Source organism: bacterium (assembly GCA_029210965.1).
In the GTDB taxonomy this organism is placed as follows: Bacteria; BMS3Abin14; BMS3Abin14; order BMS3Abin14; family BMS3Abin14; genus JALHUC01.
The window spans coordinates 15,317-30,609 of the sequence record JARGFZ010000028.1; the positions used below are offsets into that span (position 1 = coordinate 15,317).

At 52.5% G+C, this 15,293-nt stretch carries 15 protein-coding genes; 10 read left to right on the forward strand and 5 right to left on the reverse strand.

Annotation, left to right across the window (positions count from 1 at the left end; genetic code table 11):
• Nucleotides 1-301 precede the first annotated feature (301 nt).
• Nucleotides 302-1,201, forward strand: a complete 900-nt coding sequence (locus P1S59_10445; GenBank protein MDF1526670.1) for a DMT family transporter — start codon at nucleotides 302-304, stop codon at nucleotides 1,199-1,201.
• A 371-nt stretch (nucleotides 1,202-1,572) separates the two neighbouring features.
• Here the strand turns inward: P1S59_10445 and P1S59_10450 are convergent, their stop codons facing one another.
• Both P1S59_10450 and P1S59_10455 read right to left on the reverse strand, forming a co-directional pair.
• Complete coding sequence (locus tag P1S59_10450) at nucleotides 1,573-2,064, reverse strand: PepSY-associated TM helix domain-containing protein (GenBank protein ID MDF1526671.1); 492 nt, start codon at nucleotides 2,062-2,064, stop codon at nucleotides 1,573-1,575.
• A 41-nt stretch (nucleotides 2,065-2,105) separates the two neighbouring features.
• Nucleotides 2,106-2,594, reverse strand: a complete 489-nt coding sequence (locus P1S59_10455) for a DUF4920 domain-containing protein (GenBank protein MDF1526672.1) — start codon at nucleotides 2,592-2,594, stop codon at nucleotides 2,106-2,108.
• A 217-nt stretch (nucleotides 2,595-2,811) separates the two neighbouring features.
• Between P1S59_10455 and P1S59_10460 the strand changes: the two genes are divergently transcribed.
• Both P1S59_10460 and P1S59_10465 read left to right on the forward strand, forming a co-directional pair.
• Nucleotides 2,812-3,471 carry a hypothetical protein gene (locus tag P1S59_10460; protein MDF1526673.1) on the forward strand — a complete coding sequence of 220 codons (660 nt, stop codon included), beginning with the start codon at nucleotides 2,812-2,814 and terminating at the stop codon, nucleotides 3,469-3,471.
• 269 nt (nucleotides 3,472-3,740) lie between these two features.
• On the forward strand, nucleotides 3,741-4,784 hold the full coding sequence (locus tag P1S59_10465; protein MDF1526674.1) for an aldo/keto reductase: 1,044 nt from the start codon (nucleotides 3,741-3,743) through the stop codon (nucleotides 4,782-4,784).
• 200 nt (nucleotides 4,785-4,984) lie between these two features.
• Here P1S59_10465 and P1S59_10470 read toward each other — a convergent pair whose 3' ends face one another.
• Nucleotides 4,985-5,560 (reverse strand): flavodoxin family protein, encoded by a 576-nt coding sequence (locus P1S59_10470; GenBank protein MDF1526675.1) that lies wholly within the window; start codon nucleotides 5,558-5,560, stop codon nucleotides 4,985-4,987.
• Between the two features lie 186 nt (nucleotides 5,561-5,746).
• On the opposite strand from P1S59_10470, the gene P1S59_10475 reads away from it, so the two are divergent.
• From P1S59_10475 to P1S59_10495, 5 genes are all read left to right on the forward strand, one after another.
• Complete coding sequence (locus P1S59_10475; GenBank protein MDF1526676.1) at nucleotides 5,747-6,421, forward strand: TIGR00153 family protein; 675 nt, start codon at nucleotides 5,747-5,749, stop codon at nucleotides 6,419-6,421.
• 80 nt (nucleotides 6,422-6,501) lie between these two features.
• Nucleotides 6,502-7,755 carry an inorganic phosphate transporter gene (locus P1S59_10480; GenBank protein ID MDF1526677.1) on the forward strand — a complete coding sequence of 418 codons (1,254 nt, stop codon included), beginning with the start codon at nucleotides 6,502-6,504 and terminating at the stop codon, nucleotides 7,753-7,755.
• Nucleotides 7,756-7,888: 133 nt separating this feature from the next.
• Nucleotides 7,889-8,467 carry a hypothetical protein gene (locus P1S59_10485; protein ID MDF1526678.1) on the forward strand — a complete coding sequence of 193 codons (579 nt, stop codon included), beginning with the start codon at nucleotides 7,889-7,891 and terminating at the stop codon, nucleotides 8,465-8,467.
• Nucleotides 8,464-8,832: a type II secretion system protein gene (locus P1S59_10490; protein ID MDF1526679.1), complete on the forward strand. Its 369-nt coding sequence runs from the start codon at nucleotides 8,464-8,466 to the stop codon at nucleotides 8,830-8,832. The genes P1S59_10485 and P1S59_10490 overlap by 4 nt, the downstream gene beginning before the upstream one ends.
• Nucleotides 8,833-9,103: 271 nt before the next feature.
• The gene (locus tag P1S59_10495; protein ID MDF1526680.1) at nucleotides 9,104-10,933 is read left to right on the forward strand and encodes a hypothetical protein; all 1,830 of its coding nucleotides are present in this window, start codon (nucleotides 9,104-9,106) and stop codon (nucleotides 10,931-10,933) included.
• A gap of 105 nt (nucleotides 10,934-11,038) precedes the next feature.
• On the opposite strand, the gene P1S59_10500 is transcribed toward P1S59_10495, so the two are convergent.
• Nucleotides 11,039-12,037, reverse strand: coding sequence for a YhdH/YhfP family quinone oxidoreductase (locus tag P1S59_10500; GenBank protein ID MDF1526681.1), 999 nt, complete (start codon nucleotides 12,035-12,037; stop codon nucleotides 11,039-11,041).
• 95 nt (nucleotides 12,038-12,132) lie between these two features.
• Here P1S59_10500 and P1S59_10505 point away from each other — a divergent pair, with 95 nt between their 5' ends.
• Nucleotides 12,133-12,327 carry a hypothetical protein gene (locus tag P1S59_10505; GenBank protein MDF1526682.1) on the forward strand — a complete coding sequence of 65 codons (195 nt, stop codon included), beginning with the start codon at nucleotides 12,133-12,135 and terminating at the stop codon, nucleotides 12,325-12,327.
• 309 nt (nucleotides 12,328-12,636) lie between these two features.
• On the opposite strand, the gene P1S59_10510 is transcribed toward P1S59_10505, so the two are convergent.
• On the reverse strand, nucleotides 12,637-13,365 hold the full coding sequence (locus tag P1S59_10510) for a sulfite exporter TauE/SafE family protein (protein MDF1526683.1): 729 nt from the start codon (nucleotides 13,363-13,365) through the stop codon (nucleotides 12,637-12,639).
• Between the two features lie 340 nt (nucleotides 13,366-13,705).
• Between P1S59_10510 and P1S59_10515 the strand changes: the two genes are divergently transcribed.
• Nucleotides 13,706-15,163, forward strand: a complete 1,458-nt coding sequence (locus P1S59_10515) for an efflux transporter outer membrane subunit (protein ID MDF1526684.1) — start codon at nucleotides 13,706-13,708, stop codon at nucleotides 15,161-15,163.
• Nucleotides 15,164-15,293: the final 130 nt, after the last annotated feature.

Below are 15,293 nucleotides of genomic sequence, written 5' to 3' on the forward strand. Positions count from 1 at the left end.
GCCGGCAATGTGCAGTTGGAAGTTAACAGCTTACAATTAAGTCATTGATATTTCCCAACATCAAAACCCCGACCCTCATTTTGGCCTGGCGATCAGAAACGGTAATGCAAAAATGGATGGGTAGTGGATCGGATAAACCAGGATGATGGCTCCCAGGTTATCTCTTACGATTACTGTTGACTGCCAAGCTTAAACTGTTCACTTTTCCAAACCTTGACATAAGTCAATAAAACTTGTTTCACTCGCTGCGAAATCCAATGAGCTCCATAATGGAACCACACATTAAGGAAGTATAGCAGACATGAAGCAAGGAACACTTAAAGCCGACATTCTACTCCTCATCACGGCCGCCATCTGGGGTTTTGCCTTCGTGGCCCAGAGGGTGGGGATGGAACATATCGGTCCCTTTCTGTTTAACGGAATACGGTTTGCTCTCGGCAGCCTGTCCCTCCTTCCACTGATCTACTTTGGCCTGGGCAACGGAAAATCCCGATCAGCGCCCCCTGTTTCCATCAGGACCAGGACCAAGATCGTGGGATCAGTTCTCTCGGGTCTGGTACTCTTTGGCGGCGCGTCTCTTCAGCAGATGGGGATCGTCTACACCTCAGCCGGAAAAGCCGGATTCATCACCGGGCTTTATGTCATCCTCGTTCCTATCATCGGGCTGAGGTTGAGGCGAAAAGCCTCAACCGGAACATGGATCGGAGCCATTCTGGCTGCTGCAGGCCTTTATCTTCTGAGCGTCACCGAGCAGTTCACCATCGCCAAAGGGGATTTCCTGGTCCTTTTGAGCGCTTTCATGTGGGCCGCTCACGTCCTCTGGATCAGCTGGCTTTCCCCTCGTATGAACCCGATCATTCTGGCTTCATCACAGTTCGCCATCTGCTCTGTTTTCAGCTTCCTTACCGCCTACGCACTGGAACCGATCGTGCTAAGTTCCATCCTCGCTGCGACAGTCCCCATTTTTTACGGTGGACTTTGCTCCGTAGGGATCGCCTACACCCTCCAGGTGGTGGCCCAGAGGGACGCTCACCCGGCCCACGCCTCCATCCTCCTGAGCATGGAGGGGGCTTTCGCTGTCCTCGGTGGCTGGCTGATGCTCAATGAAAGTCTATCTGCAAGAGGTCTAACCGGATGCGCTTTGATGCTTTCCGGGATGCTGCTATCCCAATTATGGGAACACACACGGATCTTGAAGTAAACCAGGACGCGGAGACGCGAGAAAGAGCGGAATCTAAGTATCCAGGTGTCGAGGTATCGAGGTAAAACCTTCATTCCTTAGTCATTCCGGCATCAAATAGTCCCATTCCTTACTCTTCTTCCCCTTTGAGGGGGGAAGACCAGATGGGGGTGAAAAGATCCATCCGGAATCCAGTCGTATTTTTATAAAGAACTATCAGAGCTTTCACCACAGGGTTCACAGGGTGACACAGGGTTAAACCATTGATATGGAGAGACAACGGTTTCTATAGAAGCGTTTAAAGCTTCAAGGGAGAGTTAACACTTGTTTCGGTTTTGGAGGGACACGTTGACTTGGCGGGCAGTGCTGAACTTTTTCTTCTACTTCTACTTCTACAAGAATATCACAGCAAGGGCTATGGGGATGGCGACGCCGATGCCGGTGAGCCAGGCGCCGCGCCCCGTTATCCCTTTCCTGCCTGTCAGAACAAAAAGGCCGGTAAGGGAGAGCAGACCGAAAGCCACGGCATAGATATCAGCCATCCAGGTCCAGAGTTTTCCCGCCCGGTTAAGGTGCAGGTCGTTCATGCCCTTAAGGATCGGGCGTTCGGCAACCTTTTCATACATCGCCGACCCCTCTTTAAGATCCACCTCCACTACGCTGCCGGCAACAAAGATATGCAAGGAATCGGAATCGGGCTGAAAAACAGCGTCATAGGGCCTGGATTCTCCAATGTTATCCAGGACGGCCTGCACCCCAGGTGGAGTCAAGGCATTGGCTGCAACCTCCGGAGGAAGTTTGAACTGCTCCTGTACTATCTTGTAGTTGGAGTTGAATCCGTGGATGTGGTTCAAGAGCACCCCGGATATGAGGATTAAAAGCATTGTTACCAATCCTCAATTCTCAATCCTTAATCCGGAATTGGTTATTGAATCACTGCACCGGTGGCGTAGCTCTGGTACAAAACAGTGGGGCCTGTAACGGTGGAGGGGTCGAATTTTATGCCGCTTTCCTGCGCCTGGTGCCTGGCAAATTCAAAGGCCTGCTCTTTGGTCATCCGGATCTCCTGGACCTTGCCCTGTACAGCGGCCTTCTGACCTCTGGCCGTAATGGGAAATACTATTTCACCATCTGCGACCTTGATCCTGAGGGTCTCAAAAGCACGATCGCTGGCAATGGACATCCAGCAACCACGCCGCGAGCACACATCTACAATGAGACCCTCTACCTTGATCGTTTTTCCGACATAACTCGCCGGGGTATCATAGATGGCTGATATGAGAGTGGTATCTTTGATGTCCGGTGCCTGACCGTAAACTGCTTCCTGGGCATAGAGAATAACGGGGATGAGGGCGAGGGCCGCAACAATGCCCATGATAATAAACGGAATAAATCTTTCTCTGTCGAAACTCAAGTTTCTCTCCTTGTGGGGCATTTCAGAGATTCCACTGAAATATCAATGGATTCAAAAGCGTTGGTTTATCGCACAATAAACAGAAGCAGTCAAGCACGACAATCTGATCAACCGGAGAGGGCATAATGAACCACCAAAAGCAGCTTTAACCAGGTATTTTCCCGGATAACAGTTTTTACTGTTCTTTTACGGCATCCAGTCTGGACCGGACTTTGCGGTGGCTACCGTACCCTACAACCTGCTGGGGCACGTATCGGCCCTGATCTTTGTGTGCCTCTACTACCTGGGATCCAGGGACTCCACTGTTGGCTCCACCCTTTTCGCCTCCATCTGCGCCCTGGGTGGTTACGCTGCTACAGCGTGGGGATTGAGCAGCATGAAGCCATCCCTTTTATCCGCAGCTGCCGTATCCTTTGTTACTATCGCTATTTTCTCATTTATTTTCAGTGGAATCCCTGACACGACCATCGACAGACCGGTCCATTATACACCGGGTATGGTCATTTTCCGGATACTGATTTCCACCGTCATGGTCCTCGCCATCACCGGCCTTGCCCGGAGCGTAGGCACAAGCTGGGCAGGCCTGTTTTCTGCCTTCCCCCTGGTTGTCTTTCCCCTTCTGGTCCTTATCCACCTGAACTACGGAGCCCAACGAGCCCACACTGTACTGAAGAGTTTTCCCAGGGGGCTCTGGACGGTTCTTGTATACTCAATCACGATCTCTTTGACATATGGTCGCTACGGAGTTTTCCTGGGGACAACCATCGGGTATCTGGCAGCCACAACTGTACTGTTGGCGATCAACTGGAGAGTATTCTTCGAGAGCAAAAGCATCACTGTGAGCCTGGACAAGGTTTTGAAAGAAGCGAAGCTATAATCAGGGAGCAGGAAGGCCAATTGATACGGTGACTCGGAGATGGGGCGACGCGGGGAGGGGAAACTTATATCGGGGAAAGGGCCATTAATTTTGACCCGAAATCATTTAAGAATTCGAATCACGAATTACGGGTCACGGCTTTCCCTGAGATTTGAGATGTGAAATTTGAGATTATCAGGCTCTATCCGGATTCGGTCCCATCTCTATCTGGCACCTCGCCCCTTGGGCTGATATAGTCAGCAAATCGTTAACCACAGTTAAATGCAAGTATGAGCTTTTATTACTGGCTACTGGATTCTGAATTCTGGATTCTGGCTCCTGGAGGTTTTTTCATAAAATACCGTACGTTAGGAAAGAGCGGGGTCGAGGTTTCAGTCCTGGGGTTCGGCTGCATGCGGCTGCCGATCCAAAGAGGAGCCGAAAGCGAGGCCGATATTTTCAACCCTGAAAAGCCCGTCGATGTCCACGAGGCTACGAGGATGGTCGAATACGCCGTTAACCACGGCGTGAACTGTTTCGACACGGCTTACGGTTATCATGGCGGGCAGAGCGAGACCTTTCTCGGAAAGGCCATCGCTCCTTACCGTAAAGATGTTCTCATCGCCAGCAAGCTTCCGGTGTGGATGGTCCAGTCGGCTGACGACTTTGATCGAATCCTGGATGAGCAGCTCCAGCGCCTTGATATGGAGTACCTGGATTTTTACCTGCTCCACGGCCTGGCTCGCCACCTCTGGGAACCTGCCCGGGAGATGGGAGCCCTGAAGTTCCTGGACAGGATTTTGGCGGATGGGCGTGTGAAACACGTGGGGTTTTCCTTTCACGACGACATCAAGATCTTCAAGGAGATCGTCGACTCCTACGAATGGGAGATGTACCAGATCCAGTACAACTATTATGACGAAAACTACCAGGCGGGAAAGGAGGGCCTCAAATACGCTGCAGAGCGAAATATAGGGGTCATCGCAATGGAACCTCTCCGGGGTGGAAAGATCGTCGATCCCATCCCTGATAAGATCCAGGAGGTATGGGATTCAGCCCCCGTCAGAAGATCTGCCGTTGAGTGGGCATTTCGGTGGCTCTGGGACCAGCCCGACGTAACCATGGCCCTCTCCGGAATGAGCAATATGGCCCAGGTTTTCCAGAATGCGGAATGTAGAACGCAGAATTGGATCAAAATCTTAATTACCACAGAACAGGACCTGCATCAGGCGAGTTTAACAGGGATAGAAGGGATACAGGGGATAGGAAAAACCTGTAACCGGGCATCGGTGTATCGGGGAAAGAGCACAAACGAAGGGATAAATCGGTTGTGAAAAGGCATTGGGATCTGGATGTTGGACTGTTTTTTCCTGCACCCTGCACTTTGCACACTGCACTGATTCTCCCATCCCTTTCATCCCCTTCATCCCTGTTAGAACTACTTCATTATCAGCTTTTTGAGATCTGAGATAAAAAGCCCGACCTTACGGCCGGGCTTTTTCCTGTTCACGGTTCACGGATCACGGATCACGTTTCACCCATGAATTTTCTTCAACAGCCACGCCATATTTTTCCCCAGGTTGCCCATGGTCTTCATTCCTTCCTCGTCGTCCTCAACCTCACCCGGATGGAGGCCCATGGCGAAGTTCCAGTAGGAGGACCCAGGGACAACCATCTCCTCGATAAAGAAGAAATGGTTGATGGTATCGAAAACGGTGACGGCACCGCCCCGTCTCACCGACACCACCGCGGCGCCCACCTTTCTCGCAAACATGTTGCCGTTGGCGATGGCCACAAGTCCGGCACGGTCAATGACCGCCTTGAGTTCAGTGGTCACGGTGGCAAAATAGGTGGGAGACGCAAGGATTATTCCGTCAGCCTCGTCCATCTTGCCGATGCATTCGTTCACAAAATCGCCCATCACGGCGCATTTGCGATCCCGGTTCTGAAAGCACCTGAAGCAGGCGAGACAGCCCCTCACCTCCTGACCTGCCAGCTGGATCAGCTCTGTCGAGATCCCCTCCTCTTCGAGTTCTCCGAACACCCTTCTCACCGAAATAGCGGTGTTTCCATCCTTCCTCGCGCTTCCATTAATGGCCACAACTTTCATCAGACTCTCCTTTTTGGCAAACATGTTCTTTATTAGAACTCCTTACCATAAAGCTATGGCAACCTGGAGTGGATGGGAAAACAAATCAGGTCCGAGGCTAATGGATCAAGGGTTTTATATTGTTTTTTGTGAACTCTCTGGTACGATGCCGAGGATTACGAAGGACTACTTGCAGGAGGAAGAACCATGAAAAGGACCATTTTCGACCTGTTCGCCAAATCGCCTTTCGGACCTCTCCAGGACCACATGAGGAAGGTAACAGACTGCGTGTCTATGATCCCCGATCTCTATCGCGCGATGGAGGAAGAGGACGAAAACACCTTTCAGACACTCGCGGAGCAGATCAAAGAGGCTGAACACGATGCCGACAAGATCAAGAACGAGATCCGCGGTGACCTTCCCAAGACAATGTTCACCCCGGTGGACAGGGACGACCTCCTCGAGGTCCTTTCCCTCCAGGACAGCATTTCCGATTACGCTGAGGACGTGGCCGTTCTGCTTTCCATGAAAACCCTGCCCTTCCCCGCGACCATCAGCAACGAGTTCTGGAAATTCATGGAACAGGTTATGGTCACGGTTAGCCAGTACGCGACCATAAACGAGGAGATGGACGAGCTCATGGAAGCCTCTTTTGGCGGCGCCGAGGTGGGAAAAGTGGAAGAGATGATCAACAACCTTGGCCGGGAGGAGCACAAGACCGACAGGCTCCAGTATGAGCTTGTCCGGAAACTGCTGTCCATGGAGGACGAACTCGGTACCCTCAATGTGGTCATGTGGATGAAGGTTTTAGAAGCTACCGGCAACATGGCCAACAGGGCCGAGAAGGTCGGCAACCGGATCAGGCTCTTCCTCTCAAAATAGAAAGGGTTCACACCCTTTTTATTTTGAGAGCTGAAGATCGAAACTAACCTTTCGATGATGGATAGAGTAACACGGAGCCAATGTTAGGACTAGAAGCCTGGGTTTTCTGGGTCGCCATAGCAGCCTGCGGTTACATGGCCTGGAACATCGGAGCCAACGATGTGGCCAACGCCATGGGTACATCCGTCGGCTCCCATGCTATTACCATGAAGCAGGCGGTTTTGCTGGCAGCGGTGTTCGAGTTCGCCGGGGCCTTCCTGGTAGGCGGCCACGTTACGAATACGGTCCGCAAGGGGATCGTTTCCACAGAGGTTTTCCAGAGCAGTCCGGAGGTCTTCGTCCTCGGGATGCTTTCGGCACTCTTAGCGGCCGGAGTGTGGCTGAACCTGGCCACCTTCCTTGGTCTGCCGGTCTCCACCACCCACTCCATTATAGGATCTATCGTCGGGTTCGGTCTTCTCGTGGGCGGGGTCTCCGCCATACACTGGGGAAAACTGCTTTCAGTGGTCATGAGCTGGGTCATCTCTCCCCTTTGCGGCGGACTCATGGGATGGGCCACATTCACCTTCATAAAGCGGACGGTCCTTACGTCATGGAATCCGGTGAGGGCAGCCAGAAAAATAGTCCCCATACTCATCTTCCCTGTAGCTACCATCCTGGTCCTGTCCATGCTGTACAAGGGCCTCAAGAACCTGAAACTGGACGTTCCCTTTAACCAGGCCCTTGTAATAGCCCTGCTCGTAGGTGTTCTGGCCCATTTTGCCATGAGGATCATCCTGGCCTACAAACTGAAGGATATACCGAGAAAAAGGACGGACGCCTTCGTTCAGGTAGAAAAGATATTCGCATACCTGCAGATCGGGACCGCCTGTTACGTCGCCTTTGCACACGGTGCCAACGATGTGGCCAACGCCATCGGGCCCTTTGCGGCTATCGTGTCGGTGTTTAAAAGCGGGGACCTGGCCATGAAAGTCCCGGTCCCCCTGTGGGTCCTGGCGTTAGGGGGAGCAGGGATCGTCGTGGGCCTGGGCACCTGGGGATACAAGGTCATAGAGACCATCGGAAAAAAGATAACTTCCATGACACCCTCCCGCGGTTTTTCTGCCGAATTCGCCACTGCCACCACCGTCCTGGTCTGCTCCAAGCTGGGCCTGCCTGTATCCACGAGCCACACCCTGGTCGGCTCGGTCATCGGTGTGGGTCTTGCCCGAGGAATGGCGGCTTTAAACCTCCGGGTCATCCGCAGTATCGTCAACTCCTGGATCATTACCATCCCCGCCGCCGGCATCCTTACAATCCTGATCTATCTCGCTCTTAAAGCTGTTGCTCCTTAAATCCGGCATTAAAACACCTTAATTTCCCTGTTTGTCCTCACAACGATTGTAATTCCTTACTCAAAAGTAATATAATTGCTACCTGTGAAGCCAGAGTGGCCGATCCCCGGACCCTAAATCAAAGCTTGGAGCCATGGCCAGAAAAGACAAAATACTCCAAAGGATCGTTTACGAGGAAAAACCGCACTGCGGTCGCTGCGGGGCGGGGATCGTCGGCGTTATACCCAAATGGCGGGACGAAAAGCCGTTGTGCCGGGAGTGCGCCTTCGAACTTGAGCAAATGAGTTTGAAGCCTGCTGGCAAAATGATCTCTATCGAAAATGGAAAGCCTCTCCTGCCCCCTGAGGAAAAGAAGCAGCGCATCGCACTTATCAGCCTGCTCGGGGTAGTGATCCTGATCCTTCTGATCCGCATCTACACCATCGCCCCATTGCTCCAACCTCCGAAACCCCTTCGAAAGGGATTTGCGGCCACAGACGCCCTCGCCGATAAGTGTATTGAACAGATGTGGAGGCTTTCAAAAGACCTTCAGGAGGGCAAGAAGCTGAACCTTTTGCTCTTTTGTCCCAAGTCGTCCAGACAGTATATAGTAACAGAACTTAAGGATGACACCATCATCAGCTGTCCCACTTCCAGTGAGCACGGGTTGGCGAAACTCACTGTCAGCTTAAGCTCTCCGATCCCCTATGCTCTGGCCAGAGATGAACAATGAAAAAAAACTCCGGGTTCACACTCATAGAGCTTCTCATAACCATGTCGATCCTGGGAATAATTGCGTCCTTCGCCATGCCATCATTCCTCACCACTCTGAACAATGCAAAAGCCACCACCTGCCTCCTGTACAGGCAGAACATCCAGGTCGCCACTGACGTGTACATCAGAATGAACTCCGTCCAGGTGGATGACAGCATGCCCACCCTTGCGACCCTGGTTTCCGAGGGGCTCCTTCCTGTGGTGGATACATGCCCCTCCAATGGGATCTACATATGGAACAACTCTTTATACAAAGGGATCGCCAACCCCTTTTTCCTATACTGCTCCATCCACTTTGCGGCCACTTTGCGGCGCCATAAATAGTGAACCGTGAAGGGTGAAGGGTGACATCAAACGCTCTGTTGTTTGCTGATCGAAATATTATTTTCACTGTTCACTTTTCACCATTTACCGTTCACCGTCCTTCTTCCATTTGCGTTCACCATCCTTGTTATGCGATAATCCGACGCTAAATGCTGGCCAGTTGGCAGAATTGCGTTCACGCGGCATTAGCACCCTGCGCGAATCGATCTACTTATTCAACAGGGAAAAAACCAAACGATAACGAGCTGATTTGACTATGGAAACCACAAAAATGGAAACTACAAAAAATAGAAATCCGGGTTCGGCTCACACCTTCTTTATTCCGGTCATGGGAATCGGATTTACCATTGATACAGCCCTGAAGATCGCAAGGTATGGCGTCTCTTCAGTACTATCTCTGGTTGATGACACCTTCATTCAACAGATGTGTAAATATCACAGCGAGCTGAACGGAGAGCCCTTCAAGGAGATCGGGCGCAAGGAGGAGGATTTCCGCGCTAAACGCACAACCGCGTACCTGAACCTGGTTGATAAACTGGTAAAAAAACAGGTGAAAGAACTTCAGGCCTCCCCCTTCGAGCCGGGCAGCGAAATCACCCGCTATTACGAACTGCTGCCCCAATCCGGGCTCAAGGCAAAGTACAAACAAATGATCGAGACAGAAGATCTGATCGAGAAGGAACAACTTCAGAGTGACTTGCGCCTGGCGGCTGTTCCCGGCACCATCGACGTGAACATCATGACCAAGGTGGACCGTATGAACTACCGAAAGGGCCAGATGCTGGGCCCGGAATACTCCGACACCCGCTCAGCGCTGCGTGGATACGCCAACAGCACCCTGAGTTCCTCCCTAGTCCTGTCCGCTGGTCTTAACCCCCAGCTTTACTCATACATAGCTAATTTTGAGGACTTTTTTCCTGATACAAAGGGCCAACTCAAAAAGCAGGTCGTCCTGAAGGTCAGCGATTACCGATCCGCCGAGGTACAGACAAAGTTCCTGGCCAAACGCGGCGTCTGGGTATCGGAATACCGTATCGAATCGGGGCTTAACTGCGGAGGCCACGCCTTCGCCGCCAAGGGACATCTTATGGGCCCCATCCTCGAGGAGTTTCGGGAAAAGAAGGATAAAATGGTGGAGCAGACCCATGACCACTACATGAAAGCGCTGCCCGACAAATACCGGGCCAACATTGCCGAACCTCACAATGTCCGCCTCACCGTTGCCGGGGGCATAGGAACGGCTGATGAACACCAATTTCTCCTCAAATATTACAATGTTGACAAGGCGGGCTGGGGCACACCGTTCCTCCTCGTACCGGAAGTGACCAACGTTGATGATGAACACCTCCAAAAATTGGCCGATGCCACAGACGATGATGTCTATCTCAGCATGGCATCCCCCCTACTGGTCCCCTTCTGGAACCTGCGGACCTCGGCCAGCGAGGAGGCTCGCAGAAGGTTCATCCTTGAAGGAAAGCCTGGCAGCCTCTGTCCCAAAGGGCACGGAGCTATATTCGACACAGAATTCAGCCAGATCCCCGATTGCGTCTCCGCTCGAAGCTACGTCATGAAGAAGGTTGAAAGCCTTAAGGACAAGGAGCTGACTGAAGAGCAGCGCGAGTGGATAAGGGAGGAAGTGCTGGCCAAATCGTGCATCTGCCACGATCTGTCAGGGGGAGCCACGATCAAACTCGGGATCGACACCAGCGCTACCCCCTGTATCTGCTGTGGCCCCGGTATTGTAAACTTTTCCAGGATCGCCTCCCTCGAAGAGATGGTCGGACACATCTACGGCAGACTTTCACTGCTGGCCAACTCCGACCGACCCCACATGTTCATCAAGGAGATGTCCCTGAATATTGAATTTCTCCGTAAGGAAATAGAAAAGTACAAGTTGGAACTCACCACCAACGGAACGAAATACTTTCAGGAGTTCAAGGAAAACCTGCTCAGCAGTATTGATTATTATCGAAAAACCGCCGAGCAGTTTGTGGAAACAAAACGAACAAAGTTCCTTGATGATCTGAAACTTCAGAAGGAAGCTATTGAAAAACTCTTCGCCTCCTTTCCCATGGAAAATATTACGAAGGCAACGGGGTAGGAACGAATCTCAGATCTCAGACAAAAACCCGGCCTTTCGGCCGGGTTTAATATTTCATGTAAGTTGATCCCTAATATTTGAGATTTGAGGTCTGAGATTTGAGATTCAGTCCAGCTTCACCACCGTCCTGCCTGTAACCTTCCCCGCCAGGATATCGTTGATCTTCCCGTCCAGTTCCTCCAGGGCTATCTCGGTCACTGTTTCTTCCAGATTATCCGGTTTCCACTCACCGGCCAGCCGTTCCCAGACCTTCTTTCTGGGTTCCATGGGGACCTGTACCGAATCGATCCCGATGAGACTGACCCCTCTAAGGATAAAAGGGAAAACGTTCAGGGGAAGATCGGGAGAACCAACAAGACCGCAGCATGTGACCACACCGCCATACCGGGCAGCTTTTATGAGGGCGGCCAACGTCTCGCCTCCCACCACATCCACTGCACCTGCCCAGTGTTCCTTCATCATGGGACGATCGGACCCTTCCAGCACAGCAGCTCTGTCCACAACATTTTTCGCCCCGAGAGATCCCAGATACTCTTCAGCTTCCGGTTTACCTGTCACGGCAGTGACGTTATATCCAGCCTGAGCCAGGATGGAGACCGCCATACTGCCCACCCCGCCGGTGGCACCTGTTACAACCACTTCTCCGTCACCCGGCCTGACCCCTCCGTTTTCGAGCCCCTGGGCGCAAAGGGCGGCGGTAAAGCCCGCGGTACCCAGGGCCATTGCCTCCCTAAGGGTGAGCCCTGGAGGAAGCCTCACCGCCCATGAGGACGGGATGCGAATATACTGCCCGAAACCTCCAGGGGTGTTCATTCCCAGATCATACCCGGTGACGAGGACCTGCTCTCCCTCTTCAAAAGTCCCGTCACCGCACCAGGCAACCTGTCCCGCCGCGTCGATTCCCGGGGTGTGGGGAAACTTCCGTGATACACCCTTGTTGCCTGAGGCTGACAGGGCATCTTTATAGTTGAGAGAAGAGTATTGAACCCTGACCAGAAGATCCCCTTCCGGCAGCGCTTCAACACTCCTTGTGGTGACCTTTCTGATGAATGCCTTGGATCCGGTCTCTTCCACCAGCAGGCAGGAATAGGTTATATCTGTCATGGGGAACCTCCTGTGTGTTTGAATTGCCAATGAACAGGATAAGGGGTTGAAGTGTCAGTGTCTAGGAGTCTGTCGAAAGATGTTATTGTATATTCATGAAAAACAGAGCGAAATTCAAGGGTTATAATCCTGATCAGTTATTTTTACTACCTCCTGACATGAAGGAATGGCTTCCCGGGGACGGCCTGGCGTACTTCATCATGGACGTGGTAGGTGTTCTTGACCTTGACCGGATCTACGCGTCCTATGACGGTTCTGCCGGCGGTCAGCCCCCTACGATCCTGAGATGATGGTGGGGTTGCTACTTTACTCTTACTGCGTGGGAGTGGTTTCCTCGCGCAAGATCGAGCAATCGACCTGGCATTCGGTTCCCTTTCGTGTTCTTGCGGGTAACCGTCATCCGGACCATGACACGATCGCGGATTTCCGGAAGCGTCCTTTAAAAGCTCTTAGCGGTTTATTTGTTGACGTTCTTCGTCTTTGTCAGAAGGCTGGGCTGGTGAAGCTTGGCCATGTAAGTCTGGACGGCACGAAGGTGAAAGCCAACACGTCGAAGCGCAAGGCGATGACCTATGGTCGTATGGTCAAAAGGTCGGCTGCTAACCAACAGCTGCCTTCAATAGAATCACCACGCCCAGAAATATCAAAAGGATACTCAACCCTTTTCTGTAAACTCCCGAATCAACCCTGTTGAACAGGTACGAACCTGCAAACACACCGGTTACAAGGGCGGGGAGGCCAGCGGCGAAGAGCATGAGGACCTCCTTTGTCATTAGTCCTCCACCGGTTTGAACAACACCTGTTACCACGCTTGTAACCAGAAAAAAACCTACAAGGGTAGACTTGATGGGAAGCTTGCCCCACGGCTGCAAGGCCGTGTAGATGATAACCGGCGGCCCGCCTGCGCTGACGCTCCCGCCCAGGATACCGGACAGAAAACCCACAGGCCACGCCCACCCGGCGGCGATCTCCTTCTCAGGAACACCTCTAAACATGAGCCATACTGGAAAAACCAGAAGCACCAAGCCGATCACCAACTCCAGGAAACTGGTGGACATTTTCTTAAGGATAAATACGCCGATCAGGATGCCGGGAACACAAGCGATGAGCAGCGTCCGGACCCTTTTCCACTCCAGGTGCCTGTGTACCTGGAAAACAAGGATCACATTTATGCAGATCCCCAGGAGGACAACCATGGGGACCACCGTTTTGACTCCCGTGAGCATGGTCAGCAAAGGCAGCAGAACCAGGGTGGACCCGAACCCGGTAAAGCCCTGGGTGAACCCGGCGATGAAGATAATGAGGTGGAAGTAAGGGTTTTCAAGCATGGGATTGAATCATTGCATAACCGGGACAGGGGTGGCTAGTGGCTAGTTTGTGTCACTTCGTGTACTTTGTGTTTCATTAAGCATCGCCTTTTATATTAACCAGGATCGCTTCACATAGGTGATGGTTCGCGATGATGATATGAATACATCTGATCCCTTTACAAAGGGCAGCTTCCTCAACACGGTTTGTCACGTTAAAGCCGCAGGCGACAACGTAAATTGAGAGCGAAAGTACGCCATCTTTCCCCTTGTTGAAAATTCCCCTTTTCAGGATTAGTATTACATCTTCAATTTAAACCGCCGGAGAAACCAGACACTTCGTGGAGATTACGTACTTGGGATGATTTCACCTGTTTTTAAAACACGACGAAACGCACAGCGGTGGCGGTTCCTCTACCCACTTATCCTGTCTTCGGCCATCTTCCTGTTTGCCTGCTCTAACCTCATGATGCCAGAACCCGCCGAGCTGGGAATTCCCATTCCCGCCACCTATACCCTTTACGAAGAAACGGCCCCGGCCCCGGACCGCTGGTGGGAGAGTTTCGGTTCGGATGAGATCAACAAGCTTGTCCAGGACGCCATAACCTCCAGTCAGACCCTCAAGGTATTACTCGCCCGCCTTCAACAGTCTGAAGCCCTGGCCGTGCAAGCCGGTGCGGACAAACTGCCTGACCTGAACCTCAGGGCAGGAGCCTCTGAAACGACCCGGAGTACGGGCAGCCAGACCCTTCGGGACAGCTCCAGGAGCCTCACTCTGGTGAGCAACTGGGAAATAGATTTCTGGGGCCGGGTCAGAGCTGAACACAGAACCGCTCTCCTTGAAGTGGAGATCTCAAGGGAAGATCTTTACGCGGCAACCCTCACCCTTTCCGCCGAGACGACCCTGAATTGGCTGGAGATCATTGCCGTCCGCCGGCAGCTGGCGCTTTTCAGGGAGCAGCTCGAGACCAACCGGACGATCCTCGAGCTTATAGAGCTTCGTTACATGAAAGGCCTTGCCAATGTCCTGGACATCTATCAGCAGCGGCAAGTCGTAGCTGAGCTGGAAGCCGGCTTCCCCCAGCTGGAGGCACAACTTCAGACCCTCTACCACAGCATCGCTGTTCTCAGCGGCAAACCTCCCCGCACTGACATGGGAATTACCGCTGACAGCTTCCCTGAATTTCCTGCCCAGCCAGAGACAGGAGTACCTGCTGATCTGCTGTCCAAACGCCCCGATGTCAGAGCAGCGGGTCTGAACTTAAGGGCCGCGGAAAACCAGGTCGCCGCTGCCCGGGCCGGGAGGTTACCCTCTGTAAATCTGTCGGCTACTGGGGGGGTCAGTTCAGATAACCTGGTTGACCTCGTGGAGAACTGGCTCGCCACCCTTGCGGCTAACCTCACCATGCCGATTTTTAACGCAGGTTCCAGCAAGGCTGCGGTAACGAGGCAGGAAAAGATCGTGGAGGAACGCCTGGCCTCCTATGGGCAGATCGTTCTTGCCGCCATGGGTGAGGTTGAAGATGCCATGGTAAGGGAGAACAGCCAGACGAGCTATATCGAGGGCCTGCGCCACCAGCTGACTATCTCCCGTGACGGTTTTCGTGAAGCGGTTTCCCGGTACCGGAAGGGATTGTCCGATTACCTGCCTGTTTTGAGCGCCCTGACCAGCACCCAGAGGCTCGAGCGCAGCATCGTTCAGGAAGAGTTCGAACGGTTCAGCCAGAGAGTGAAACTGCACAGGGCGTTAGGTGGGACGTGGATGTCTCAGGAATTTGAAAAAAAGAACGCAGAACACAGAACGCAGAACGCAGAATAAGATCAAAAGCTATTATCTTTATGCATCTGAGATTTGAGATATGAGATTAAATTTTTGATGACTTCGCAAAAAGTCATCAATGCGCCCCGCGCGGGGCGCCCAAATCAATGACTCACTCCGTAAGTCATTG

What these genes read in the sequence shown, in the direction of transcription:
- P1S59_10490 (MDF1526679.1), top strand. Translation starts at nt 8,464, where the DNA reads ATGAAAAAAAACTCCGGGTTCACACTCATAGAGCTTCTCATAACCATG.
- P1S59_10465 (MDF1526674.1), top strand. Translation starts at nt 3,741, where the DNA reads ATGAGCTTTTATTACTGGCTACTGGATTCTGAATTCTGGATTCTGGCT.
- P1S59_10495 (MDF1526680.1), top strand. Translation starts at nt 9,104, where the DNA reads ATGGAAACTACAAAAAATAGAAATCCGGGTTCGGCTCACACCTTCTTT.
- P1S59_10475 (MDF1526676.1), top strand. Translation starts at nt 5,747, where the DNA reads ATGAAAAGGACCATTTTCGACCTGTTCGCCAAATCGCCTTTCGGACCT.
- P1S59_10445 (MDF1526670.1), top strand. Translation starts at nt 302, where the DNA reads ATGAAGCAAGGAACACTTAAAGCCGACATTCTACTCCTCATCACGGCC.
- P1S59_10480 (MDF1526677.1), top strand. Translation starts at nt 6,502, where the DNA reads ATGTTAGGACTAGAAGCCTGGGTTTTCTGGGTCGCCATAGCAGCCTGC.
- P1S59_10505 (MDF1526682.1), top strand. Translation starts at nt 12,133, where the DNA reads ATGAAAAACAGAGCGAAATTCAAGGGTTATAATCCTGATCAGTTATTT.
- P1S59_10470 (MDF1526675.1), bottom strand. Translation starts at nt 5,560, where the DNA reads ATGAAAGTTGTGGCCATTAATGGAAGCGCGAGGAAGGATGGAAACACC.
- P1S59_10500 (MDF1526681.1), bottom strand. Translation starts at nt 12,037, where the DNA reads ATGACAGATATAACCTATTCCTGCCTGCTGGTGGAAGAGACCGGATCC.
- P1S59_10510 (MDF1526683.1), bottom strand. Translation starts at nt 13,365, where the DNA reads ATGCTTGAAAACCCTTACTTCCACCTCATTATCTTCATCGCCGGGTTC.
- P1S59_10515 (MDF1526684.1), top strand. Translation starts at nt 13,706, where the DNA reads ATGATTTCACCTGTTTTTAAAACACGACGAAACGCACAGCGGTGGCGG.
- P1S59_10485 (MDF1526678.1), top strand. Translation starts at nt 7,889, where the DNA reads ATGGCCAGAAAAGACAAAATACTCCAAAGGATCGTTTACGAGGAAAAA.
- P1S59_10450 (MDF1526671.1), bottom strand. Translation starts at nt 2,064, where the DNA reads ATGCTTTTAATCCTCATATCCGGGGTGCTCTTGAACCACATCCACGGA.